Source organism: Negativicoccus succinicivorans (genome assembly GCF_018373335.1).
Classification (GTDB): Bacteria; Bacillota; Negativicutes; order Veillonellales; family Negativicoccaceae; genus Negativicoccus; species Negativicoccus succinicivorans_A.
On the sequence record NZ_JAHAHH010000003.1, the window covers coordinates 1 to 25,055 of the forward strand.

Consider the following 25,055-nt stretch of genomic DNA (forward strand, 5'->3'; position numbering starts at 1 on the left):
CCGTCCATCTGCGCGGCGCCGGTGATCATGTTTTTAACATAGTCGGCGTGACCCGGGCAGTCTACGTGAGCGTAGTGACGGTTCTCGGTTTCGTATTCTACGTGCGAGGTGTTGATGGTAATACCGCGTTCGCGTTCTTCCGGCGCTTTGTCGATCTGGTTGTAGTCCTGGAATTCCGCTTGACCGCTTTCCGAAAGAACTTTCGTGATCGCTGCGGTCAGGGTCGTTTTACCATGGTCAACGTGACCGATGGTACCGATATTAACGTGCGGTTTGCTGCGTTCAAAATGTGCTTTTGCCATTGGAATTTCCTCCTAATAGTTGATGATTTATTCTTTTTTGCCGCTGCGCTGCGCGACGATTTCTTCCGCGACCGCTTTCGGCACTTCTTCGTAATGATCAAACGTCATGCTGTAGTTACCGCGGCCCTGCGTTTTCGAACGCAAGTCGGTCGCGTAACCGAACATTTCGGACAACGGAACGAACGATTTAATGCTCGTCGCGCCGCGACGCGGTTCCATGCCTTCCACTTTACCGCGACGGGAATTCAAGTCACCGATAACGTCGCCCATGTAGTCATCCGGCACGACAACGTCGACACGCATGTACGGTTCAAGGAGTACCGGCTGCGCTTTCTGCGCGCCGGCTTTGAAGCCCATCGAGCCGGCAATCTTAAAGGCCATTTCCGAGGAGTCGACATCATGGTACGAACCGTCGAAAACGGTAACTTTGATGTCCACCATCGGGTAGCCTGCAACAACACCGATCTGCATCGCTTCTTCCACACCGGCCTGTACCGGTCCGATGTATTCTTTCGGAATCACGCCGCCGACGATTTTGTTTTCGAAGATGAAGCCGGAGCCCGGTTCCATCGGTTCGAGTTTCAACCAGCAGTGACCATACTGACCACGGCCGCCGGACTGACGTACGAACTTGCCTTCCGATTCGACTTCCTTGCGGATCGTTTCACGGTAAGCGACCTGCGGTTTACCGATGTTGCTTTCGACTTTGAACTCACGCGACATGCGGGTAACCAGTACGTCCAAGTGAAGTTCGCCCATGCCCGCAATGATCGTCTGACCGGTTTCGGCATCGGTATGAACTTTGAACGTCGGATCTTCTTCCGCCAGTTTCTGCAGTGCAATACCCATTTTTTCCTGGTCGGCTTTCGTTTTCGGTTCTACCGCAACGGAGATAACCGGCTCCGGGAATTCCATTTTTTCCAAAATGATCGGGTTCTTTTCATCACAGAGCGAATCGCCGGTGGTGACATCTTTGAAACCGATGGCCGCTGCAATATCGCCGCTGTATACTTTGTCAATTTCACTGCGGTGGTTAGCGTGCATCATCAAGATACGGCCGACACGTTCGCGTTTGCCCTTCGTCGAGTTGTAAACGTAGGAGCCCGCTTCGAGCGTACCGGAGTACACGCGGAAGAAAGAAAGTTTACCGACATAGGGGTCGGTCATGATCTTAAACGCCAAGGCCGAGAACGGTGCGTTGTCGTCCGAAGGACGGCTGTCCGCTTCTCCCGTTTCCGGATGAACGCCTTTAATCGGCGGCACATCCGTCGGAGCCGGCATGTACGCGATGACCGCATCCAATAATTCCTGAACGCCTTTGTTCTTGTAAGCGGAGCCGCAGGCTACCGGGTTCATCGTGGTGGCAATCGTCGCTTTGCGGATGCCCGCCTGAATTTCTTCGGTAGTGAGTTCTTCGCCTTCCAAATATTTCATCATGAGATCGTCATCGGTTTCCGCTACCGCTTCAATCAGTTTCGCGCGATATTCTTTGGCTTTATCCAGCATATCCTCCGGAATTTCGCCTTCGACGATATCAATACCGTGATCGCCTTCATAATGGTAGGCTTTCATCTTGATCAAGTCGATGATGCCTTCAAAATTCTGTTCCGCGCCAATCGGCAACGAGATCGGCACAGCGTTAGCGCCTAAGCGCTCTTTCATCGATTCAACGGCTGCGTAGAAATCCGCACCCGTCGTATCCATTTTGTTGATGAACGCGATACGCGGTACACCGTAGTGATCCGCTTGACGCCAAACCGTTTCCGATTGCGGTTCTACACCGCTCTTCGCGTCAAACACCGCGACCGCGCCGTCGAGCACGCGCAAGGAGCGCTCAACTTCGACCGTAAAATCCACGTGACCGGGCGTGTCGATGATATTGATACGATTGCCTTTCCAATGGCAAGTCGTCGCCGCGGACGTGATCGTAATCCCGCGTTCCTGTTCCTGGTCCATCCAGTCCATGGTCGCGGCACCTTCGTGTGTTTCACCGACTTTATGCACGCGTCCCGTGTAAAACAGAATACGTTCCGTGGTCGTGGTCTTGCCGGCATCAATGTGCGCCATGATACCGATATTGCGAGTATTTTGTAATGTAAATTCTCTAGCCACGATAGATTCCTTTCATAATTACCAACGATAGTGGGCAAACGCTTTGTTTGCTTCCGCCATCTTATGTGTCTCTTCTTTCTTTTTGATGGCTGCGCCCGTGTTGTTGGCGGCATCCATCAATTCGCCCGCAACGCGTTCGCGCATCGTGCGTTCGCTGCGCTGGCGAGCATAGCCGACCATCCAGCGGATGCCCAATGTTAAGCGGCGATCCGAGCGGACTTCAACCGGCACCTGGTAGTTCGCACCGCCGACGCGGCGAGCACGTACTTCCAAGACAGGCATAACATTTTCCAACGCCTGTTCAAAAACTTCCAACGGGTCTTTGCCCGTTTTCGAACGAATAATATCGAAAGCGTCATAGACGATGCTTTCCGCAATGCCTTTTTTGCCATCCAGCATTACTTTATTGATGAAACGTGTAACTACTTTAGATCCATACACGGGATCCGGCAGAACGTCACGTTTCGTTACTGGGCCTTTTCTCGGCATGTCAGTTCCTCCTTATATAATGGTATTTGTTATCTTATTATTTCTGCGCGGATTTAGCGCCATATTTCGAGCGCGATTGCATACGCCCCTGTACACCTGCTGTGTCCAGAGCACCGCGAACAATATGATAACGAACACCCGGCAAGTCCTTGACACGACCGCCGCGGATCAGGACAACGCTGTGTTCCTGCAAGTTGTGGCCGATCCCCGGGATGTAAGCCGATACTTCGATGCCGTTCGTCAAACGTACACGCGCCACCTTACGCAACGCGGAGTTCGGTTTCTTCGGCGTAGCAGTGTACACACGAGTGCAGACACCACGTTTCTGCGGGCTGTTTTTCAGCGCCGGAGTTTTGGATTTTTCCTGCAAAGTCTCACGACCTTTGCGAACCAACTGGTTAATTGTCGGCATTAGAATTCCCTCCTTCCTCAATCATGAAGATTTATAATTGATTTCCCGCCGTCAGATGACGGCAAAAAATATTACCAAAATCAGACTAGCTGCAAAGGATGGCGACCGCCGCCGCTTTGACCGGCAGCTTGCACGCCTCGCCAAGTTCGGCACGACTGTACGTCGCGACCACCGGCACGCCCTGTTCCTGGCACAAAAACAGCAAGGGTTGGGTAATCCGCTCTTGTGCGTCGTGGGCCAGCCACACTTCTTTGGCGCGGCCGTCACGAACCGCGCGGCCGACTTCCTTCGCTCCGACAACAAAAGGCTGTTGGGCCAATTCTTTCAAGTCCATCGGTCTCATCCTTTCCGTCGTTAGTGCGCAAGTAATAAAACTTACGTCATTACAGACACTCAGATAGTATATCATTGCGAATCGAACATGTCAATAATTTTTATTCATAAAGCTCCTGTTTATCGCATTTATCTATCACACGTCACCGGGTGTTCAAAACTCCTCTCAAAAAAGGACACAGAGACAATGCCCTGTGTCCTTTTTTATTGCCAAAACGACATTTCTTTGTCCAGATTAGAATTTCATTATTTATTTTCTGATGACCAAATGCGGCGTGGGATACGGTAATGTTTCCGGTTTCGCGCCGTCAAACTGTTTCATCGTCTTGCCTTCGTACGGCAGTGCAAAGGCTTCGTCTTGCGGCATCTGCAAATACCGATAGGCGAGTCGCGCGGCGCGTCCGATCAGTTGTAGACAATGAATGCGGCGTTCCCGCGATTCCCATGCACCATGCGGTGCGGAAATTTCAGCGCAAATCGGTGAACCGTTTTCCGCGACAAACTCGCGCACGAGCGCATGGTAACGTCGGTAGTATTTCCCGGCGACTTCCTTACCCCGTTCCTCTGCCGGAACGGTATACGGATCCTTACGACCGTAACGTAGGCCGTTCGCCAAGACGGCGGCCGATAGCGCACCGCAAGTTAATCCCGAAAGACCAATTCCGCCACCGAAACCGACCCCCATACCGACCGCTTCTTTGGAAATGTCCAGTGCTCCCTCACGCTGCAACGCGGAGAGCACGCATTCCGCGCAGTTTAAGCCGTGCTTATAATTTTCAATGGCGTACTGCTCGACACGTTCTTCCGGCGTCAATTTGCTCCAATCGATCGTTTCCATACGCTCCCCTCCCCTTTACTTACAGTATAAGAGAATGCGACGAAAAAAACCAGTCAGCCGAGAATATGGCGACGATTGGCTTCATCAAAATCATCCGTGATTCCTTTATGCGGCGGCGCATCCAACAAGCTCACCGCGATAATCGCCAGCGACGCGAATAAGAAGCCCGGAACGATTTCATATAAACCGAACCACTCAAATTGTTTCCACACGAGTACGGTAATACCGCCGACAAGCATGCCGGCCAACGCGCCGTTGCGCGTCATCCTCCGCCAAAAGAGCGCCAACACTACCACCGGTCCAAAGACGGAACCGAATCCCGCCCAGGCATAGGCAACGATATTTAAAATGTAGCTGTTCGGATTGAGCGCGAGCAAAATCGCGCAGGCAGCCACCAACAGTACCGTCAATCGACTGACATAGACCAATTCACGCTCACCGGCGCCGCGATGCACGAAATTTTTATAAAAGTCTTTCGAGATCGTCGCCGACGTCACTAAAAGCTGCGCCGAGGATGTGCTCATAATCGCCGCCAAGACCGCCGACAAAATAAAACCGCCGACGAAAGGAGTGAACAACGAGCTGCTCATCAGCAGGAAAATACGTTCCGCATCCGCGCCTTCCAAGAGCGTCGGCCAGTAAACGCGACCGACAAAACCGACCGAGACTGCCGCCGCAAGCGAAATGACCACCCAGGTCATGGCAATGCGGGTAGCTTTATGCAATTCGTCCGCATCCTGAATCGCCATAAAGCGCACCAGGATGTGCGGTTGGCCAAAGTATCCGAGTCCCCAGCCCAGCGATGAAATCAGCATGATGATCGTCGCGCCCGTACCGATGGCCGGATCAAAAAGAGCAAAATGGCCGGGCACCGTCGCCTGCAAACGAGCCATGGTCTCTTCAAAGCCGCCGATAGCGAACATGCCCGTCATCGGCACCAGAAGAATGGCAAAGAACATCATGATCCCTTGAATGAAATCGGTCCAGCTGACCGCCATGAAGCCGCCCAGAAACGTATAGGAAATAACCACTCCCGCGGTAATCAACAACGACCAGACATACGGCAGTCCGAACACCGTTTCAAACAATTTGCCGCCGGCGACAAAACCAGACGACGTATAAATTAAAAAGAAAATAAAGGTAAAAATCGCCGAAACCAGGTTCAGCATGTTGCTGTGATCATGAAAGCGATTATTTAAGAAATCGGGAATCGTCAAGCTGTCATTGGCAATTTCCGTATAGTTACGTAAGCGCTTGGAAATAAACACCCAGTTCGCCCATGTGCCGAGCGCCAGACCGACGGCCGTCCACATCGCGGGCAGCCCCGACAAATACGCAAGTCCCGGCAGTCCCATCAGCATCCAACCGCTCATATCGGATGCTTCCGCACTCATGCTGGTGATCCACGGACCCAAGCTCCGCCCACCCAAAATATAATCACTCAGCTCGTTTGAACGGCGATAATAATACACGCCGATATAGATCATAACGCCTAAATAAATAGCGAAGGCGCTGATGACATGCCAGTTCGTTGCCAATGACTCCACTTCCTTTACCCTAATATTTTTTCATTTTACCACAATGCGCCGCAGAAGCGAAATTTTCCCTCTTTTCCGCAACAAAAAAACGCCCGTACGGGCGTTTTATTTCTGTTACGCTTCGACCGGACGAACTACGACCTGACGGTGGTAGCGTCCCAGACGTTCAAAGGAGACCACGCCGGGCGTTTTCGCAAACAGCGTGTCATCTTTGCCGATACCCACATTGGTACCCGGATGGAACTTCGTGCCGCGTTGACGAACAATAATCGCACCGGCTTTAGCCATCTGACCGTCGTGAACTTTGACACCGAGGCGTTTGCTTTCGGAATCACGACCGTTACGCGTACTACTTTGCCCTTTTTTATGAGCAAACAGCTGTAAATCAAATGTAAACATGGTTTCACCTCCGTCTTTCTGCAATGGTGAGCCGTTCGGGATACTGCGCCTGAATTTGGCGCAATCCGTTCAGCATAGTTTCAATCAGTAATTGGGAACGGGCATCGGGCGCATCCGCAAGTTGAACCGTGAGCATTCCCGACTGCGTCTCATAATGTCCGCGAAATTTCGCTACATCCTTAAGACCGCCGGCCGTTGTCAATGTCACGGCAGAAACCGCCGCGCAGACGATATCGGAGCCGTGCTCGGCATAATCCGCATGTCCGCTGACGGAAAAACCCGTATACAATCCGTCCATTACCTGTGTCTCTACCAGGATCATGGCTTACGCCAAAGCGATCGATTCGATCAAGACTTTGGTGAAAGGCTGACGGTGACCTTGGCGACGACGATAATTCGATTTCGATTTGTACTTGAAGACACGGATCTTTTTACCGCGCCCCTGTGTAAGCACTTTGCCTTTGACCGTGGCCCCTTTAACGAAAGGAGCACCGAACTGGATGTTGTCACCGTCTACCACGGACAACACGTCGGCAAATTCGATCGCTTCATCCGCTGCCTGCGCGAGCTTTTCGACCGTAATAACTTTGCCTTCTTCGACACGGTACTGTTTACCACCGGTTTGAATAATTGCGTACATAGTTGCACCTCCTCTATAACCAGACTCGCCGAATATGGTAGCATTCGCTTTGAAAACCTCTTCGAGCGGTTGTGTCATAGTCACACACTATGACTTTTCAATTATATAGAATCGATATCGGTAAGTCAAGTTTTATTTTTGTTCGACCAGGCCGTAAGCGGCCGCCACATCCTGTACAAAAATAATCCCGTGTCCCGGCGCATCAATGTGCAGCTTGTCGGAAATAGCATCGACAATATTTTGTACTTTCTCTTGCGGCGCTAAAACCATAACGACTTCTTTTTCCGGTTCAATCGGGAAGTCGAAAATCATCGTGGTGTTGCGCGACGCCGAACCGCGACCGCGCAAAATCGTACCGCCGCGTGCGCCGGCGGCCCCTGCCGATTCAATGACAGCGTTGGCGCCCCCTTTATCGACGACCGTATAGATGACCTGCCACATAATGTCTTCCCCTTCCTCCTTTTCAACTTTGCATTCGTTCAGCGCATGTGATCCGTAGATACCGGTAATGGGAAGCGCATAGGCGATCCCGCGATTTTTCTTCACCAGTTTGAAACGTTCGACCATTTGCGGCAGGAGCACACGCGCCCGCTCGCGTTCTTCAATGGCGAATACCAGGTCTTTGCGAATTTCCCGTACTCCCAGCTTGGCTAAAAAGGAGTTCGAGACCGTGCCTTTGGCTGGCATCACGGTGACGCCGCTGACGTGTTCATGATGAAACGCCGCGCTCAAGTCCGCGCCCTCGCCGTGATTCAACACGAAGACCATTATCCAATAGCAGCTTTCTCTCATGCCTCGTTCCCCCGTTTCTGTTTCCATTGAAAGACCATGCCCAGAAGTTGCAAGGCGACAATCGGCATCATCGCAATCAAGGCCACGACACCGAATCCGTCCAAAAATACATCCGCGCCCGGAAAGTGTCGCGCCGCGCCGCTGGCAAAACTCAATACGAACGTAGCCGCCATCGGACCGGACGCGACGCCGCCCGAGTCAAAGGCCATGCCGACGAAGAGATTCGGCACGAAATACGACAACGCAATCGCGATCAAGTAGCCGGGCAGCAGCATATGCCACAATTCCAGCCCCGGCAACACAATGCGCAGCATCGAGAACGCCACCGCGCTGCCGACCGCGAGTGATAACGAGATTAAGACCAGTTTGCGCGGTACATAACCGCTGGTAATATCTTCAATCTGGTTGACGAGCGGAAACACGGCCGGTTCCGCCAAAATAACAACGAGACCGATGACCAAACCGACGAGCACCAAAACAACCGATCCTTCCAGTCGGGCGATCTCCATCCCCAGCTCATAGCCCGCTCGGTTAAAACCGAAATTGACGCCAGTCATAAAAATCACGAGACCGAGGTAGGTATACACGAGACCCGCGTTAATTCGGAAAAGCTCCACGCCCTGCACTTTTTCGATACAAAAATGGGCTAAATAAAAAAGCAGGGTAACCGGTAAAATACTTAAAAAGACTTCCCAAAACATATGCGGAACCAAATGCGCGAGACTTTGCCAAAAGGGTTCCAACGCCGCCTGATTCGGCACCGTCACATTCGCCGCAAACGGTTGCTGCGCGGTACCGAACGCCATCAGCAATACGCCCAGAATCGCGCCCGCGGAGGCGATCCCGACCAAGCCGAAACTGTCTTCTTCAGCGGCTACCGAGTCCGACGACTTAAAACTGGAAACGCCGGCGGCCAACGCGAGGAAAAAAGGCACCGTCATCGCCCCGGTCGTGGTGCCGGAAGCGTCAAACGAAAGCGCGATAAATTCACGCGGCACCAAAAGGCAAAGCAGACCGATCATTGCGTAAAACAGGAAAAACACATGCTTCAGCGCCAAGGAGCGAACGATCCTCCATAATCCGAATGCCAGCGTGACGGCAATCCCCGCCGACACCGCGTACACCAGCATCATTTCCGTCATGTAACCCGATGTAAAGAGTTCTACCTGCTGTCCATAGATTCGCAGATCCGGCTCCGCCATCGATATGGCAAAGCCGAGGACAAGACCGCTCATGACGACCATAATCATCTTGCCGTATTTCGTTACGGCATGACCTAAATGCATCCCGATCGGACTGACGCCGATTTCCACGCCGACGTGAAACACGGTCAATCCCAAGATAATCAGTGCCGTACCTACCACGCAACGCAGCAAAACATCAAACGACAGCGGCGCCAGAAAAAAATGGAGTAAAAAAATTAATACTACAATCGGCAACACCGACTGGCTCACTTCTTTTAACTTTTCACCGAATATCCCCATCAATTCACCCCAAACTTTCCCGATTCAGATAAAATTATTATAACATAATGCTTTAATTACTCTCCCGAAATGGCGATACAAAAAAAGAGAGGCGAGCGCCTCTCTTTGATCATCGTGTTTGTTACGAATCGCGCGGTCCGTATAAAGTTTTCGCAAGCAGTGCAACAGCATCCGCCGCCCGCACGCTTACCGTAGCGGAGATCTCGTCATCGGTAAACATCGTTACATTGCCGGATGCCAGCGCCGGTAATGTTTGCCAATAAGCGGACGATTCCAACTCTTCCCAAGCCGCGGCTCCCGTCGATGCCGAATCCTGTTCGCGCAGAACGATCACGGCTTGCGGTTGCAGGTTGGCCTCCATCACGTTTTCGATCGGGATCAGGCCTTCCTTGTCACGCGGCGCATCCGCCAATTCATCGGCCAGGTTGACCATCGGAATCAGCTGCGCCAAGTTTCCGATCAGCGTATGACTGTCGCAGGCGCCTACACCGTTATCGTTCACATCAATAATCAACACATGTTTCGGAGGCACCGATGCGAATGCATCGCGTGTTTTTTCAATGCTCGTTTCCATATTGTGGACAATTTTTTCCGCGGCCGGTTCTCGTCCCAAAACAGCTCCCCAGAAATAAATCCGGTTTTGAATATCCGCCAACGATTCCGTTTTCCAAAAAAGCACCGGCACCTTATCTTCCGCCAAATCAGTGATCCACTCCGGCGATACATGCGTGGCCGGACCCACAACGATATCGGGTGAAAGGGCGGCGATTTCCGCCGGATTGGGACGCGCGCTCAATTGTGGCAACGCCTTCCACTTGTCCGCCAGACGTTGCGGTAAACTCGCATGCGTCGTAACCGCCAACGGCGTCACGCCTAACGCGTCCACAATTTTGGCTTCGATATTATCCAGCGCAATCACGCGCTGCGTCGGCGCGTTAAAAGTCACTTCCCGTTCCAAACTGTCCGTATATGTCAGCTGCTGCGTCGTTTTCACCGTCTTCGGCGTTTTCTCACCGACTCCGCGCAACAGCAGTACAGCCGCGGCCAGCACAACGATCACACCGATGACGATCATCCATTTTCGTTTTCGTTTTCGATTCATTATGGCCTCGCTTTACAGAGTGCTTGTCGCGGTGACAAGCGGAATTTACCGGCGTACTTTGGCAAATGCTTTGCGGGCCTCCTTACGAGCCGCTTCGAGATCCGCCGTATCCGGATGCGACGCCGAATCCGCCATCATCTCCCGCGTCAATGTCACGGGTTCGCCGTACGGAAAACGAACCAATGTGGTCACTTCCTTATGAATCGTATCCGCCAATTTACCCTGACAGACAAATTGCCCCAATAGCAAGTTGCGTTCCGCGATCATATCACGCGCCGCCCGCGAGCTCAGGATAGCGTGCTCTTCCGAAGGATGCGTTCCCATGGTGCCGAACAAAAACACTTTTTTCCCCGAAAGACTTTCCAGAAAACGCGTTGCTTCTTCGCAAGGTTTGCCGGCGTGCACCCAAAATCCCACCGCGATGCATTCCGCTTGCGACGGATCCGCCTCCGCCATGGCCACGGCCGAAACGCCCAATTCCTCCGCAATGGCTTCCGCCACCTGTTTGGTATTACCGGTTTGCGACGCATAGGTCACCATAATTGTTTGCGCCATACTATCCCCTCCAGGATCTCTGTCAGTAAATGCTCTCCTTTTATTGTAGCAAGAATGAACGTTCCTGCAAATAATGAATTCCTTCCGTTTACTTGCAAGTCCTTACTTGAAAGTCGGCGGCTACTCCGTTATACTTAAAGAATATTAATAGAGGTTAAAGGAGTTAATTATGGATTTCTTGTTCGCCACGCTGCCGTATTTAAATATCGGCTTTTTTTGCGCGTTGCTCGCGCGTTTCACCGGCGCCAATCTGTCGGCTTTGGTGCTTTGCTGTTTCCTGTATTTAGGCGCTACGCCGATGCAAACGATCGGCATGATGCTGACCTTCCTCGCATTTATGCAGTTGACCATTCATACGCAGGGAGAACGCTTAAACTTCAAAACGTTACGAATTTTTAAGGGCTGGCGAATTTTAATTCCGGTGCTGTTTGTCGCTTTCACGCTCGTCGCCAATCCGTTTTACGCGATCGCGTCCTTCGTCGGCTTCTTCCTGATGGAAGTCCTGGCGATGCTCTATCTGGAGTTACCGATTGATCAACGCCCGACGCGCATGACGCTCGTAAAATATTCCGTCTGCGGTTTCATTCCGGCGCTGCTCGGTCTGCTGGCGCTGTCCGTGATTCCCGCGTCGTATTATTACCTCGTTTGCGGGGCCCTGATCCTCGTCGTCTCGGGACTTATTTTTTGGCTCGGCAAAAATCGTAAACGCTTGCAGAGCACTTGGGATGCGGTGATTTATACCGCCTGGTTCCTGCTCGGTTTCTGCGGGCTGGAGTTGAGCGATTGGCTGCGCGATTTCAAACGTCAACGCGTCTCGACACTCGCCCGCTACCTGGCGATCGTCACTGTTCCGGTCGTGTTTCTCACGTTTGTCGCGGCCAATGTCGTCTACGGCATCATCAGCCTTTCCGGTTTGATCACAGCGCTGGCGGCGACGATCGCCATTCGCCTCTTCGGCTACTACCGGGTCAGCGAGCGCGGCGAAGCCAATCCGATCGCGCTCGGTCTTGTCGTTCTCGCTGTGTTGTGTCTCTTCCTGGTGCAACCGGCGCCGCACGGCATTACCGATTTACTGTACGTACCGACTTCATGGAAACTTTGGTAAACAAAAAACGGCTCATTCGAGCCGTTTTTTTATTGTCCGAAAAATCCGTTATTCCTCTGCCGACACTTTCGAGTTCGTCGTATAGACGGCGCCGATACGTACCCGCGCATCATTTTCGGACTCGGTTCCTTCGGTGTGACGCAAACGTAAATCGCCGCTGATTTCAATGTTACCGCGCGGTTTGGACTCGGTCCCGACGCCTAACGCATTAAGTTCGCGCGCGTATTCCTTTTGCGTCGGCGCCAATACGTCCCGTTGTGCCGGAGTCAAATGACCGTCACGCAGCATAGCCGCCACGGCGCGCGCCAATTCAAAGCGCGTCAAATGCGGACGTTCAAGCAACGTCGCGTCGTAACCGGGAGCCGCTCCCGCTTCAATCAACGTCGCGGCCGCCTGATATCCTTCGGTGTAGCGTTCCACTTCATCAAACGAGTTCGGCGCGTAGTGATTATACGCAAACGTTGTCCACGGCATCATGCCGATACCGATGCCGAGCAACAGCGAGGCCATTTTTTTATGCATACGGTTCCTCCTGCGGATCGACTACAAAGCTTTGAATCACCTGCAATAAAGCCTGACGATTCAAATGATTTTTCGATGAATACATCAGCGGCGGATAATCGCCCGGATATTCATGCGCGATCGTCCGAATATTTTTCTGGCGATCACTTTGCCCGAGCTTATCGGCTTTCGTGCCGATGACCTGCAGGGGCATACCCAAGCCGCGCAGCCAATGATACGCTTTTTTATCAATCGGCAACTGCGGATGTCGCAGATCGATCAGCAGACACATCAGCGCCAAGTGTCGCGAATTCGCCGCATAGTCGGCAATAAATCCCGACCACGCGTCGCGATTGTCGTGACCGGTTTTCGCAAATCCGTATCCCGGCAAATCCACCAGGTACCAATTCTGTTCCGTTTCCCCTTCATCGCCCGCGCCGTCAACCGCCTGCTTCGAGCGAATGGAAAAATAATTAATCGTGCGCGTTTTACCGGGTTCGCGACTGACCATCGCCAGCCCCCGGTGATTGCACAACGAGTTAATGAGTGATGATTTTCCGACATTGGATCGGCCGATAAAGGCGATCTCTTTCAAATCATCTTTCTTGCATTGCGATAATTTCACCGCGGATAACAAGTAGGATGATTCTACAATACGAAATGATTCCTCTGTCATCGTTACGCCTCACCCCGTTTCTGTTTTACCGGTTCAGACATAGCCTGCTGCAGCACTTCATCCATATGGGAAACGAAATGGAAAACCAAATCGTCACGCACGCTCTGCGGAATGTCCGCCAGATTGCGGCGATTTTCTTTCGGTAAAAGGATCCGGCGAATACCGGCCCGATGCGCCGCCAGCACCTTTTCTTTGATGCCGCCGACGGCAAGCACCTGCCCGCGCAAGGTGATTTCCCCCGTCATCGCGGTATCGGCTCGTACCGGACATTTCGTCACGGCCGAAGCGATAGCGGTCGCCATCGTAATACCTGCCGACGGTCCGTCTTTCGGGATCGCGCCTTCAGGTAAATGAATGTGAATATCGATCGTGCGATAAAAATCGGCTGCCAGATGCAACTTTTCCGCTCGACTCCGCACATAGGTGTACGCCGCCTGCGCGGATTCTTTCATCACGTCGCCGAGCTGGCCTGTCAAGATCATTTTACCAGACCCGCTAAACGCCGTCACTTCCGTGTTCAAAACTTCCCCGCCGACCTGCGTCCAGGCGAGCCCCGTCACGCGTCCCACTTCGTCGCGACGATCTTGCGGCGGAGTCAGGTACCGTGCCGGCCCTAACAAGGTTTCAAGATTTTTGACGGTGACAGTGAGCGTTTCTTCCCGCATCACTTTGCGTTTCGCCAATTTGCGGCAAACGCTGCCAATCACCTGTTCCAGACGACGCACGCCCGCTTCGCGCGTGTAATCGCGAATTAAGCGGCGCAGCACCGCCTGACTGAGACGAACATCGCTTTTCGCCAGGCCGTTTTCCTTGATTTGCCGCGGCAAAAGGTAACGTTTGGCGATTTCCACTTTTTCTTCTTCGGTGTAGCCCGAAAGCGTAATCACTTCCATGCGATCCAACAGCGGCTCCGGAATCGAATTGGTCGTGTTGGCCGTGGTAATGAAAAAGACATTGGAAAAATCGAACGGCAATTCGATGAAATGATCGCTGAACGTGCCGTTTTGCTGCGGGTCGAGCGCCTCCAACAAAGCCGAGGCGGGATCACCGCGAAAATCGTTACCGAGTTTGTCAATTTCATCCAGCAAAAATACCGGATTCTTCGTCTTCGCGCGCGCAATGCCCTGAATCAGTCGTCCGGGCAACGCGCCGATATACGTCCGGCGATGACCGCGAATTTCCGATTCGTCGTGCACGCCGCCGAGCGAAACACGGGTAAATTCGGCGCCGAGCGCCCGCGCAATCGATTGCGCCAAGCTGGTTTTACCGGTGCCCGGCGGACCGACAAAGCAAAGGATGGGGCCTTTTTGCGATTGCGTCAACTGCCGCACCGCCAAATGTTCCAAAATCCGCTCTTTGATTTTCGTCAAACCGAAATGATCCGCGTCCAGTACCGTCTGCGCTTCTTTCAGATCGGTCGCGAGCGTGCTTTCCGTGTTCCACGGCAAGTCGAAGATCCAGTCCAGATAGTTGCGCAAAACGGCCGCATCCGGTGTTAAAGGCGGCGTTTTTTCCAGGCGTTTGATTTCTTTTTCAATTTTTTCCGCGGACGCGGCGGGAAGCTCGAGCGCCGCCAACTTTTTACGGTACTCGTCAACTTCTTCGTCGATCTCCATGTGATCGCCGAGTTCGTCGCGGATAACGCGCAATTTTTCGCGCAAATAGTATTCGCGCTGATTTTTATCCATGCCTTGGCGGACTTCCGCGTTCAGCTTTTTCTCCAACGCGGCGATTTCCTGCTCCGCCAAGAGAAATTTGCGTACGGCCGCCAGCCGAAGCTCTACGGAAAGTTCCGCGAGAATACGCTGCCGTACGGCCGGTGCAAGCGGCAGGTACATCGTCACGAAGTCGGCCACTTCACCCGGATCCGTCAATGCTTCAAATTGCGCAAGCGCATCGCTTTCCATCGTGATTTGGGCATGCTCCAACCACTCCCCGAACCGCTTGACCACATCGCGGCGATAGGTTTCCAACAGGGGCGAATCCGTTTCTTCGAGCACACAGTCGATGACTTCCGCCGTTTGCCACGCGCCGGTCGCTTCGATATCCAGCAAGTGAACTCGCGTAACCCCTTCCAAAAGCACCCGCAGCACGCCGTCCGGCAGCTGCAAGATTTGTTTTATTTTACCGATGGTACCGATCGTATACAAGTCATCAATGTCCGGGTTATCCGTATCCGCGTGACGCTGCATCACGCAGGCCACATAGCCGTCGCCCTGCATCGCCTCACGCACGGCAGCTACCGATTGCGGCCGACCGACTTCGATACCGGTCACCATCTGGGGGAAAAGCGTCACATCACGTAAAGGCAATAACGGAAACTTCATGCTGCCCTCGATTTCTTTTTGCGCCATATTCCCTCCTTATCTGATTACTATAAAACAAACGGGTTCCCGGAGGAACCCGTTTTTACTCAACCTGCGAGCGATATACCAGTTCCGGCTCCGCTCCGTCCTGAATGGTTTCTTTTGTCACCGTCGCCTGCTTCACGTTCTTCAGCGTCGGCACCTCAAACATCACGTTGCGCATCACTTTCTCAATGATGGCTCGCAAACCGCGCGCGCCGGTGTTGCGCGCGAGCGCTTCGTCGGCAATGGCGGAAAGCGCGTCCGGCGTAAAGGTGAGGTCCACGCCGTCCATTTCCAGCAATTTACGGTATTGCTTGACAAGCGCATTCTTCGGCTCCGTCAAAATTCTGAGCAAGGCTTTTTTATCCAACGGATCGAGCGTGACAAGCACGGGCAAACGACCGATGAACTCGGGAATCAAACCGAAGTTCAGAAGGTCTTCCGGCTGCACATGCGTCAGAATTTCCGCCACATTCTTTTCCTCTTTGCGGACGATATCCGCGCCGAAACCGATCGTCTTTTTCGCCATACGTCGCGAAATGTAACGGTCGATCCCGTCAAACGCGCCGCCGCAAATGAAGAGAATGTTCGTCGTATCGATCATGATCATTTCCTGGTTGGGATGCTTGCGCCCGCCCTGTGGGGGAACGCTTGCGACAGTCCCCTCCAAAATCTTGAGCAACGCCTGTTGCACGCCTTCCCCGGAAACGTCGCGCGTGATCGATGTGTTTTCCGTGCGTTTCGCGATTTTATCGATCTCGTCGATATAGATGATCCCGCGTTGCGCGCGTTCAATATCATAATCCGCCGCCTGAATCAGCCGCAGCAAAATATTTTCCACGTCGTCGCCGACATATCCCGCCTGCGTCAGACTGGTCGCGTCGGCAATCGCGAACGGCACATTCAGAAACCTCGCCAGCGTTTGCGCGAGCAGCGTTTTACCGCTGCCGGTCGGACCGATCAGCACGATATTGGATTTTTGCAATTCAACGTCATCGGAATCGACATCGCTCTGCAACCGTTTGTAATGGTTGTACACGGCGACCGCCAAACTTTTTTTGGCGTCCTCCTGACCAATGACGTATTGGTCCAGTTGGTCTTTAATCTCACGCGGTAACGGTACTACCAGTTCTTCCGCGCCCGCCTTGTGTTCGGCGCGCAATTCTTCTTGTAAAATGTGTTCGCACACGCCGATGCATTCATCGCAGATATAGACCCCGGGACCGGCGATTAATTTTTTGACTTCATCGTTGGACCGGCCGCAAAAACTGCAGACCGGTGGTGTAGCAGTAGTATTGCGCACATGTCCTCCTTATTTCGTCGCGACACCCGGCGGGGGCAACGGACGATCGAGAACTTCGTCAACCAGACCGTATTTCAGCGCTTCTTCCGCCGAAAGGAAATGGTCGCGTTCGGTATCATTATTGATTTCATCGAGCGTACGCCCCGTGTGGCGTGCCAAAATGTTGTTCAATTCTTCACGCATGCGCAGGATTTCGCGGGCATGGATCTCAATCTCCGTCGCCTGTCCCTGCACGCCGCCGAGCGGCTGATGAATCATCACGCGCGAATGCGGCAACGCGTAGCGTTTGCCGGTCGCGCCGGACGCCAAGAGAACGGCGCCCATGCTGGCGGCCGAACCGACGCAAATCGTCGAGACGTCGGGCTTGATGTATTGCATGGTGTCGTAAATCGCAAGACCTGCAGTAACGACGCCTCCGGGACTATTCACATAGATGTGAATGTCTTTATCCGGACTTTCCGCTTCCAAAAATAACAGTTGAGCGATCACGATGTTGGCGACATTGTCGTCAATCGGACCCCCTAAAAAGACAATACGGTCTTTGAGCAGGCGGGAGTAAATGTCATAGGAACGTTCGCCCCGCGCCGTTTGCTCTACCACAATCGGTACATAATTCAATGAATCCACCTCGTTATTCTTTACGGAAGAAAACGACGGTCTTATTTTTTCGCTTTTTCAGCGTCCTTTTCTTCGTTGTCTGCATCTTCAGCAGCTTCTTTCGTCGCTGCTTTTTCCGCTACTTCTTCGTGATCATGTTTCGCGTTGTTGATGATGAAGGCCGCTGCTTTACGACGCGCTACGGTACCCGCGAGCATCGAAATGCGTCCTTCTTTTTGGATAATGCCCCAGACATCTTTCGGATCGGCGCCGAAGTTCTGCGCCATCTGGTACACTTCCATGTTCATATCTTCCGGCGTTACGTGAATATCTTCCGCCTGGCAAACAGCTTCCAGTACCAAGTCCGTTTTGACATTGGTAAGAGCCGCTTCGCGATAGTTTTCACGCAATTTGTCCAGCGAATTTTTCGACTGTTCCAAGTAGTCTTCAAACTTCATGTTGCGGCTTTCCAAATTCAGCTTGAGCTCTTCGATTATCTGATCGATGCGGCTTTCCACCATCGCATTCGGAATATCCGTTTCCGCGTTGTCCACTGCCGTTTTGATCAGCTTGTTCTGGAACTCTTCGCGGTCATGGTTGTCAATGTGCTCCTGCATCTGTTGACGAACCATTGCTTTCAATTCAGCAAGCGTTTCGAACGAGCTCGCGGTTTTCGCAAATTCGTCGTTCAATTCCGGCATTTCACGGCGTTTTACGTCCAACACGTTGACCGCAAATTCCGCATCTTTGCCGGCGAGTTCCTGCACGAAATATTCTTTCGGGAACTGTACTTTGACCGTCACTTCATCGCCCGCTTTGTGACCGATCAGCTGTTCTTCAAAGCCCGGAATAAAGCTGCCGGAACCGATTTCGAGCGGATAGGATTTACCTTCGCCGCCGTCAAACGGTTTGCCGTCGATCGAGCCTTTGAAGTCGATCATCGCCAAATCGCCATTCGCCAATTCCGCGCCTTCGGCAACGGTCAGTTTGGCATGCTGTTTGGCAATGGCTTCCAACTGTTCGTCGACCATTTTATCGGTGACTTTCTGATGTTTATGTTCGACGTCCAATCCTTTGTAGTCGCCCAATTTGACTTCCGGTTTTTTGATGAAGGTGGCTTTGAATTTCATGTCCTTGCCTTCTTCAAACTGTTCTACGTCGATATCGGCGCGGGTGACCGGCACCAAATTCTGTTCGCGCAACGCTTCGTCGTAGTATTTATTGACGATCAGATCGCTGGCTTCCGCCATGATCGCGTCTTTACCGAAATGCGCTTCCAAAATTTTGCGCGGCGTTTTGCCTTTACGGAAACCCGGAATGGTTACCTGGTTGCTGATGCGTTGCACTGCCGATTGGATACCTTGGTTAACAGCATCTGCCGGTACTTCAATCAACAAAGATACCTGGTGCTGATCTACCGGTTTAACTTCTACTTTCATCTAAATATGTCCTCCTTTAAATGCAGTCATAGCAATCTCATTTTCATATACTCATAAAATAAATATTACCATATAACCATCAAACTGACAACCGCCCCTTGAGCGGGGCGGTTGTCAGTAAAAGATACAGCAATACGATTAACGCAGCGGCTTAACCGGCGTGATCACTTCCAAGCCGTGCATGTACGGACGCAGGGCTTTCGGTACGATGACCGAGCCATCCTGCTGCTGATTGTTTTCCAAAATCGCCGCGACCGTGCGCCCGACGGCAAGACCCGAACCGTTCAAAGTATGTACGTACTCGGGTTTATCTTTGGCGCTGCGACGGAATTTGATGTTGGCACGACGCGCCTGGAACGCTTCGCAGTTCGAGCAGGAAGAAATTTCGCGATAGGTTTCCTGGGCAGGCATCCACACTTCAATATCATATGTCTTCGCGGCGGAGAAACCGATATCACCGGTGCAAAGAGTGATGACGCGATACGGTAACGCCAGTCGGCGCAAAATCTGTTCCGCTTCGAGCGTCATGGATTCAAGTTCCTCGTAGGATTCTTCCGGCTTCGCGAATTTGACCATTTCCACCTTGTGGAACTGGTGCTGGCGAATCAGACCGCGCGTATCACGTCCCGCCGATCCCGCCTCCGCGCGGAAGCACGGCGTAAGAGCGCAGAGCCGCTGCGGCAAAACTTCGCCGTTGATAATTTCATCGCGATGGAAGTTCGTCAGCGGCACTTCCGCCGTCGGTGTCAAGTAGTACGGCAGGCCTTCCAATTTGAACATGTCTTCCGCGAACTTCGGCAGCTGACCGGTACCGATCATGCTGTCTTCATTGATGATGTACGGCGGAATCACTTCGGTAAAGCCGAATTCCTGCGTGTGCATATCCAACATGAAATTGTACACCGCGCGTTCCAGTTGCGCGCCCGCGCCGAGGTAGTAGTGGAAGCGCGTGCCTGTAACTTTCGCGGCCGTTTCCGGATCCAAAATACCCAGACCCGCGCCGATATCCCAATGGGCTTTCACTTCAAAGCCGAATTCGCGCGGTGTACCGTAGCGACGCACTTCGACATTATCGTTTTCATCTTCGCCCACCGGTACGCTGGCATCGCAAATATTCGGAATTTCAAGCATCTGTTGATGAAGTTTTTCTTCCACGTCACGCAACCGTTGATCATGGCCCGTGATCGCATCGCTGACTTTTTTCATACGGGCGATAATCTCGGATGCGTCGCCGCCCTCTTTTTTGCATTTGGCAATTTCCTTGCTCGCCGCGTTGCGGTCGGCTTTCCATTTCTCCACTTCCGCGAGCAGCGTGCGGCGTTCTTCGTCCAAGCGGATAATTTCATCCACATCGGCGTCATGATGACGATTTTTCAAATTTTCCCGTACGCGATCGGCATTTTCACGAATCCATTTGATATCCAGCATAATATCGCTCCTTTTTATTTCTAAACAACTTTATCTCACGTCTTTGTAAAGACGGTATTAAAGGCTTTTTTGCTCCGTTTGACTGTACAAATAACCGAGGTGCGTATTGACATTGACCGCGAGCACTCGCCAGCCGCCGTCGTAAGTCAGCACATTGACGCAACCGTTATCCTGTTGAATCTGCCAAAAATGGCTGAAGTCGAGCCCGAGAATCCGGCAAAGCGCCACCTTGTTCACCGCGTCATGCGCCACTGCCAGCAGCGTTTTACCGTCATACTGCGTACGGTAGCGCGCCAACGCGCGCTCGACACGCCGTGCGACATCATGCAGCGATTCGCCTTGCGGCATCGTCACCGTCTGCGGCTTTGTGCGCCAGGCGGTGAGCCGATCACCGTCGGCGTGCGCTACGTCCGCCACCAATTTCCCTTCCCAGGCGCCGTGAGCGATCTCCGTCAGATCCGCGTCGGCAACGACGGGAAGTCCGTGCCACTTCGCGCAATACTCCGCCGTCTCCCGCGCGCGGCGCAACGGACTCGCCAATACCGCGTCGATCGGCACCGCGCGTAAACTCTCGCCAAGCTTTTCGCCTTGCGTTTGCCCGAGGTCGGAAAGTTCGGTATCGACCTGCCCCTGGTAGCGTCCTTCAAGATTCCATTTCGTCTCGCCGTGCCGCGCTAACAACAATCGTAACATCGGCATCCCTCCCGTCTCTTTTTGCCGTTCCGGCGCTCATCGGCCGCGCCGTTGCGCATGAAATATACGTTTCGTTACCGATGGCGTTGCGCATAATCGTCCAGCCAGTCGGCCAGTTTTTCGACCCCTTCCCGGGGTACGGCATTGTAGAGCGAGATGCGCAACCCGCCGACGCGACGATGCCCTTGGATGCCGACAAAACCGGCGGCGGCCGCCGCCCGCACAAAATCCTCCGTCTCGGCTTCGTCACACAATGTAAACACCGCGTTCATCCGCGATCGACAAGCGCGTTCGGCGTGCGGCCGATAGACTTCGGGGTAGCGATCGAGCACTTCATAGATCCGCTCGGACTTCGCCTGCGCGCGACGGTCCATTTCCGCCACACCGCCCTGCGCTTCGACCCATTGCAACGCGAGTCCCAAAACATATATCGCGTACGTCGGCGGCGTATTGAAAATCGAGTCCGCCTCGGCATGCGTGCGGTATTGTAAAATTTTCGGCAAGCGTTCATTGCCTTTGGCCATCCAGTCGCGATCAATAATGACGATCGTCACGCCGGCGATCCCGATATTTTTTTGCGCGCCCGCATAAATCAAGCCGAACTGTCCGACATCAAGCGGCCGCGACAGCAAATCCGAACTCATATCGGCGACGAGCGGCGCGTCGAGCTTCGGAAAGTTCCGGTACGCCGTACCGTAAATCGTATTATTCGACGTAATATGCACATAAGATGTGTCTTCTTTCACATGGAAATCCATGGGAATCGTACGGTACCCGCCCGCGCTCGCGTCCGTCACTTTGTAAGTCGCGCCGTACAAACTCGCCTGCTGCATCGCATTGTTGGCCCAGATGCCGGTATCGGCATAGCCGAGCCGACCGCCTTGGGCGAAATTCGCCGGAATCATCACGAATTGATGACTGGCGCCGCCCTGCAGAAAAAGAACATCGTGCGTCGCGGGTATCGCGAGCAATTTACGCAATCGCTGCCGCGCGTCCTGATGCAAACGATTATACACGTCGCTGCGATGCGAAAGCTCCATAACGCCCATGCCGGTGTCACGGTAGTTCATCATTTCCGCGGCGGCCTGTTGAAGTACTTCTGCCGGCAGCGCGCCCGGTCCGGCATGAAAATTAAATGCGCGTTCCATCATATAAATCCTCCCCCGCTCGCACTCTTCATAGCGCGCACCATGTCGTGAATAACGAGCGGAATGTGACCAATATTTTCGGTAATAAAAAAGCTCCCATCCTCACTGGGACGAGAGATCTCGCGGTGCCACCCAAATTGCCTACGGCCAACTTTGTTACGCTGTATCGGGCGTGCCCGCCAGGCTCTTCACCTGTTGCTCCGGAGCGGAACCTCGTAACGTACGGACAGGCTTGCACCACCGCCTGCTCTCTGTGCCTTCGGTTACGGATATTCTCCTTCGTGGCATTGCTTTTTTAATTAGCCAAAGCGTATCACAAAGCCTCGCGAATGTCAACACGCGCCATTGCATACGCACAAAAAAGCGGTATGCACCGCTTTTTTCGACTTATATGTTGCCTTTCAGGCCGACGATTTCCGCGCGTTCCTGTAAACCTTTGATTGTTTCCGCAAAAAATTCCTGGCGCTCCATACCGAGCATTTCACAACCCTGTGTAATCACATCACGATTGCAACCGGCGGCGAAATGTTTATCCTTAAATTTTTTCGTGAGCGATTTCACCGTCAGATCCAATACCGATTTGCTCGGCCGCAGCAGACAGGCGGCATTGATAATGCCCGTGAGTTCATCCACCGCATAGAGTGTTTTTTCCAGCGTCGTTTCCGGTTTGACATCCGTCACCATGCCGTAACCGTGCGACATAATGGCGCGAATATAGGTTTCGTCCCAACCTTCTTTTTCCAGAATCTGCTTCGTCACCGCGCAGTGCTGATCCGGATAGCGATCATAATCCAAATCATGGCAAAGACCGATCACGCCCCATTTTTCCCGGTTCTCCGCACCGAAATAATCGGCGAAATGCAACATCGCCGCTTCCACTTGCAGCGCGTGGCGAATAAGTGCCTGGGAGTCCGTGTATTCCAGTAAAAGTTGTTTCGCCTGTTCCCGTGTCGGTTTCATTGCAACACTCCCTTTTCGTTTTTCATCACTATATCACGCATTGTCGGCAAACACAAAACAGACACGAAAAAGGAGCGGCCGCCGCCGCTCCTTTTTATACTCCGGCAAAACCGGATGCTACGTATGATTTACCGACTGTTTTTTACAGTTTAATGCTCATGCCGCGGTTACCGAATTTATGAATGGTGTCGACAAAACGAACGGTGCCCGTCTTGTAGCGCATCACGACGGTCTGTGTACGCGCGCCGCCGCCGAAATACTGAATACCGCGCAACGTATTGCCCGGTGTAATCGCGGTAGCGGAGAAAATGCAGTCGTCGCCTTTCACAAGGTCATCAATAGTAAATATCTGATGAATATCCGCGACGCCCATTTCTTTGGCGCGACGTACTTCTTCATCGCTGTGCGGCACCAAACGTCCCTGCATATCGCCGCCAAGGCATTTCAAAGCGGCCGCGGCCAAAACGCCTTCCGGCGCGCCGCCGGTACCGATGAGCATATGCACACCCGAACCTTCAATGCCGACCTCGATCGCCGGCGTGACATCGCCGTCCGTGATCAAACGAATTCGCGCGCCCGCTTCACGGCAATCACGAATGATATCGGCATGCCGTTCCCGATCCAAGATGACGACGCTCAAGTCATCGACCGAGCGTTCCATCGCTTCCGCAACCCGGCGCAGATTTTCTTTGACCGGCGCGTTGATATCAATGCGTCCGGCCGCACGCGGTCCGACCGCGATTTTTTCCATGTACATATCCGGAGCGTGCAAAAGGCAACCGCGCGGAGCAATCGCGAGTACCGCAATGGCGCCGTTTTGTCCTTTGGCGACCAGGTTGGTACCTTCGAGCGGATCGACCGCGATATCCACCGCGTCACCGCCGAGGCCTACCTTTTCACCGATGTAAAGCATCGGCGCTTCGTCCATTTCCCCTTCGCCGATTACGACTTCACCGTCGATGTGCACCTTTTCAAATTCGCTGCGCATACCGTCAACAGCGAGCTGATCGGCGCCGATCTTATCGCCGCGACCGACCAGGCGTCCGCATTTGATCGCCGCCGCCTCGGTCACCCGTACAAATTCCAATGTCAAAATCCTGTCCATTACTTGCGCCTCCTACTTTGTCTTTTGTGTCACTTGCCGCCAGTCTTCCGCAAAACGCTCGATCCCAGTTTTCGTCAGCGGGTGCTCGAGCGCCGCCAGAAGCACTTTATACGGGACCGTCGCGATGTGCGCTCCCGCCAGAGCGGCTTCGGTAATATCGAGCGGGCGTCGGATGCTCGCTGCGATAATTTCCGTTGCAATATGATGTTCTTTGAAAATCGTCGCAATCGTGCGCACGAGATCTGACCCGTTCGAGCCGATATCATCCAGCCGTCCGATGAAGGGACTGACAAACGCAGCGCCCGCACGCGCCGCTAAAAGCGCCTGGCTCGCGTTAAAAATCAACGTGACATTGACTTTGACGCTTTCGTCAGCCAATACGCGTGTGGCCGCCAAACCTTCCGCGGTAAGCGGTACCTTGACCGTTACTTGCGGCGCCACTTTCGCCCATTCGCGACCTTCGCGCACCATGCCGTCCGCGTCTTCCGCCAATACTTCCGCGCTGATCGGACCGTTCACAAAAGAAGCTATTTCCTGGATAACTTCTTTGGGGTCCTGGCCCGCTTTTGCCATCAGCGACGGGTTCGTCGTTACGCCGGCCACCACTCCCAGGCGGTGCGCCGCGCGAATTTCATCCACAATCGCCGTATCAATAAAAAATTTCATTCCGTTCACCCTTCATCACAATCGATATTTATTGTAGCACAAACGACATCATTACGCTTTGTCACAGTTCTCCTGCGAGCATTTTTTTCG

General features: G+C 53.1%; 27 protein-coding genes and 1 other annotated feature. Of the genes, 1 reads left to right on the plus strand and 26 read right to left on the minus strand.

The features are described from left to right. The 14 genes from KH813_RS00575 to KH813_RS00640 all read right to left on the minus strand — a co-directional run. Positions 1-302, minus strand: a 302-nt coding sequence (locus KH813_RS00575; RefSeq protein WP_303991899.1) for a GTP-binding protein, incomplete at its 3' end; no start/stop codon positions are given. Positions 303-329: 27 nt separating this feature from the next. Beyond that, a complete protein-coding gene (gene fusA / locus KH813_RS00580; RefSeq protein WP_303991902.1) occupies positions 330-2,414 on the minus strand; it encodes an elongation factor G in 2,085 nt (694 codons plus the stop codon). Between the two features lie 18 nt (positions 2,415-2,432). Then, a complete protein-coding gene (rpsG, locus tag KH813_RS00585; protein ID WP_303991905.1) occupies positions 2,433-2,903 on the minus strand; it encodes a 30S ribosomal protein S7 in 471 nt (156 codons plus the stop codon). A 37-nt stretch (positions 2,904-2,940) separates the two neighbouring features. Continuing rightward, on the minus strand, positions 2,941-3,315 hold the full coding sequence (gene rpsL / locus KH813_RS00590; RefSeq protein ID WP_024048631.1) for a 30S ribosomal protein S12: 375 nt from the start codon (positions 3,313-3,315) through the stop codon (positions 2,941-2,943). A gap of 85 nt (positions 3,316-3,400) precedes the next feature. Beyond that, positions 3,401-3,649: a ribosomal L7Ae/L30e/S12e/Gadd45 family protein gene (locus KH813_RS00595; protein ID WP_303991910.1), complete on the minus strand. Its 249-nt coding sequence runs from the start codon at positions 3,647-3,649 to the stop codon at positions 3,401-3,403. 249 nt (positions 3,650-3,898) lie between these two features. Next, complete coding sequence (locus KH813_RS00600) at positions 3,899-4,486, minus strand: C-GCAxxG-C-C family protein (RefSeq protein WP_303991912.1); 588 nt, start codon at positions 4,484-4,486, stop codon at positions 3,899-3,901. Positions 4,487-4,539: 53 nt separating this feature from the next. After that, entirely contained in the window at positions 4,540-6,024 is a 1,485-nt protein-coding gene (putP, locus tag KH813_RS00605; protein WP_303992017.1) for a sodium/proline symporter PutP, read from the minus strand. A gap of 114 nt (positions 6,025-6,138) precedes the next feature. After that, positions 6,139-6,423 carry a 50S ribosomal protein L27 gene (rpmA, locus tag KH813_RS00610; RefSeq protein ID WP_075939594.1) on the minus strand — a complete coding sequence of 95 codons (285 nt, stop codon included), beginning with the start codon at positions 6,421-6,423 and terminating at the stop codon, positions 6,139-6,141. Positions 6,424-6,427: 4 nt separating this feature from the next. Next, complete coding sequence (locus KH813_RS00615; RefSeq protein WP_303991917.1) at positions 6,428-6,745, minus strand: ribosomal-processing cysteine protease Prp; 318 nt, start codon at positions 6,743-6,745, stop codon at positions 6,428-6,430. Between the two features lie 3 nt (positions 6,746-6,748). Continuing rightward, a complete protein-coding gene (rplU, locus tag KH813_RS00620) occupies positions 6,749-7,063 on the minus strand; it encodes a 50S ribosomal protein L21 (RefSeq protein ID WP_303989470.1) in 315 nt (104 codons plus the stop codon). 11 nt (positions 7,064-7,074) lie between these two features. Further along, positions 7,075-7,144 (minus strand) — a sequence feature (ribosomal protein L21 leader region). A gap of 51 nt (positions 7,145-7,195) precedes the next feature. After that, on the minus strand, positions 7,196-7,855 hold the full coding sequence (locus KH813_RS00625; protein ID WP_303991920.1) for a P-II family nitrogen regulator: 660 nt from the start codon (positions 7,853-7,855) through the stop codon (positions 7,196-7,198). Then, positions 7,852-9,339, minus strand: a complete 1,488-nt coding sequence (locus KH813_RS00630; protein WP_303991922.1) for a DUF1538 domain-containing protein — start codon at positions 9,337-9,339, stop codon at positions 7,852-7,854. Before KH813_RS00630 ends, KH813_RS00625 begins: the two co-directional genes overlap by 4 nt. A 121-nt stretch (positions 9,340-9,460) precedes the next feature. Continuing rightward, on the minus strand, positions 9,461-10,441 hold the full coding sequence (locus KH813_RS00635; protein ID WP_303991925.1) for an ABC transporter substrate-binding protein: 981 nt from the start codon (positions 10,439-10,441) through the stop codon (positions 9,461-9,463). A 45-nt stretch (positions 10,442-10,486) separates the two neighbouring features. After that, the gene (locus KH813_RS00640; protein WP_075939588.1) at positions 10,487-10,996 is read right to left on the minus strand and encodes a flavodoxin family protein; all 510 of its coding nucleotides are present in this window, start codon (positions 10,994-10,996) and stop codon (positions 10,487-10,489) included. Positions 10,997-11,165: 169 nt separating this feature from the next. On the opposite strand from KH813_RS00640, the gene KH813_RS00645 reads away from it, so the two are divergent. After that, positions 11,166-12,101: a hypothetical protein gene (locus tag KH813_RS00645; protein WP_303991930.1), complete on the plus strand. Its 936-nt coding sequence runs from the start codon at positions 11,166-11,168 to the stop codon at positions 12,099-12,101. 48 nt (positions 12,102-12,149) lie between these two features. Here the strand turns inward: KH813_RS00645 and KH813_RS00650 are convergent, their stop codons facing one another. From KH813_RS00650 to fsa, 12 genes are all read right to left on the minus strand, one after another. Then, positions 12,150-12,623, minus strand: a complete 474-nt coding sequence (locus KH813_RS00650; RefSeq protein WP_303991933.1) for a hypothetical protein — start codon at positions 12,621-12,623, stop codon at positions 12,150-12,152. Further along, entirely contained in the window at positions 12,616-13,278 is a 663-nt protein-coding gene (gene yihA / locus KH813_RS00655; protein WP_303991935.1) for a ribosome biogenesis GTP-binding protein YihA/YsxC, read from the minus strand. The genes KH813_RS00650 and yihA overlap by 8 nt, the downstream gene beginning before the upstream one ends. 2 nt (positions 13,279-13,280) lie before the next feature. Further along, the gene (gene lon / locus KH813_RS00660) at positions 13,281-15,632 is read right to left on the minus strand and encodes an endopeptidase La (protein WP_303991938.1); all 2,352 of its coding nucleotides are present in this window, start codon (positions 15,630-15,632) and stop codon (positions 13,281-13,283) included. A gap of 55 nt (positions 15,633-15,687) precedes the next feature. Beyond that, positions 15,688-16,929: an ATP-dependent Clp protease ATP-binding subunit ClpX gene (clpX, locus tag KH813_RS00665; protein ID WP_075939583.1), complete on the minus strand. Its 1,242-nt coding sequence runs from the start codon at positions 16,927-16,929 to the stop codon at positions 15,688-15,690. A gap of 9 nt (positions 16,930-16,938) precedes the next feature. Then, positions 16,939-17,547: an ATP-dependent Clp endopeptidase proteolytic subunit ClpP gene (gene clpP, locus KH813_RS00670; RefSeq protein ID WP_075939582.1), complete on the minus strand. Its 609-nt coding sequence runs from the start codon at positions 17,545-17,547 to the stop codon at positions 16,939-16,941. A 41-nt stretch (positions 17,548-17,588) separates the two neighbouring features. After that, positions 17,589-18,965, minus strand: a complete 1,377-nt coding sequence (gene tig, locus KH813_RS00675) for a trigger factor (protein ID WP_303991944.1) — start codon at positions 18,963-18,965, stop codon at positions 17,589-17,591. 138 nt (positions 18,966-19,103) lie between these two features. After that, positions 19,104-20,393: a serine--tRNA ligase gene (serS, locus tag KH813_RS00680; RefSeq protein ID WP_303991948.1), complete on the minus strand. Its 1,290-nt coding sequence runs from the start codon at positions 20,391-20,393 to the stop codon at positions 19,104-19,106. 57 nt (positions 20,394-20,450) lie between these two features. Then, the gene (locus KH813_RS00685; RefSeq protein ID WP_303991951.1) at positions 20,451-21,086 is read right to left on the minus strand and encodes a histidine phosphatase family protein; all 636 of its coding nucleotides are present in this window, start codon (positions 21,084-21,086) and stop codon (positions 20,451-20,453) included. Between the two features lie 74 nt (positions 21,087-21,160). Next, positions 21,161-22,237, minus strand: coding sequence for a 3-phosphoserine/phosphohydroxythreonine transaminase (serC, locus tag KH813_RS00690; protein ID WP_303991954.1), 1,077 nt, complete (start codon positions 22,235-22,237; stop codon positions 21,161-21,163). Between the two features lie 384 nt (positions 22,238-22,621). After that, complete coding sequence (locus tag KH813_RS00695) at positions 22,622-23,194, minus strand: HD domain-containing protein (RefSeq protein WP_303991957.1); 573 nt, start codon at positions 23,192-23,194, stop codon at positions 22,622-22,624. A 142-nt stretch (positions 23,195-23,336) separates the two neighbouring features. Continuing rightward, positions 23,337-24,299 (minus strand): class II fructose-bisphosphatase, encoded by a 963-nt coding sequence (gene glpX / locus KH813_RS00700; protein ID WP_303991959.1) that lies wholly within the window; start codon positions 24,297-24,299, stop codon positions 23,337-23,339. Positions 24,300-24,311: 12 nt separating this feature from the next. Beyond that, a complete protein-coding gene (gene fsa / locus KH813_RS00705; protein ID WP_303991961.1) occupies positions 24,312-24,965 on the minus strand; it encodes a fructose-6-phosphate aldolase in 654 nt (217 codons plus the stop codon). Between the last annotated feature and the right edge of the window lie 90 nt (positions 24,966-25,055).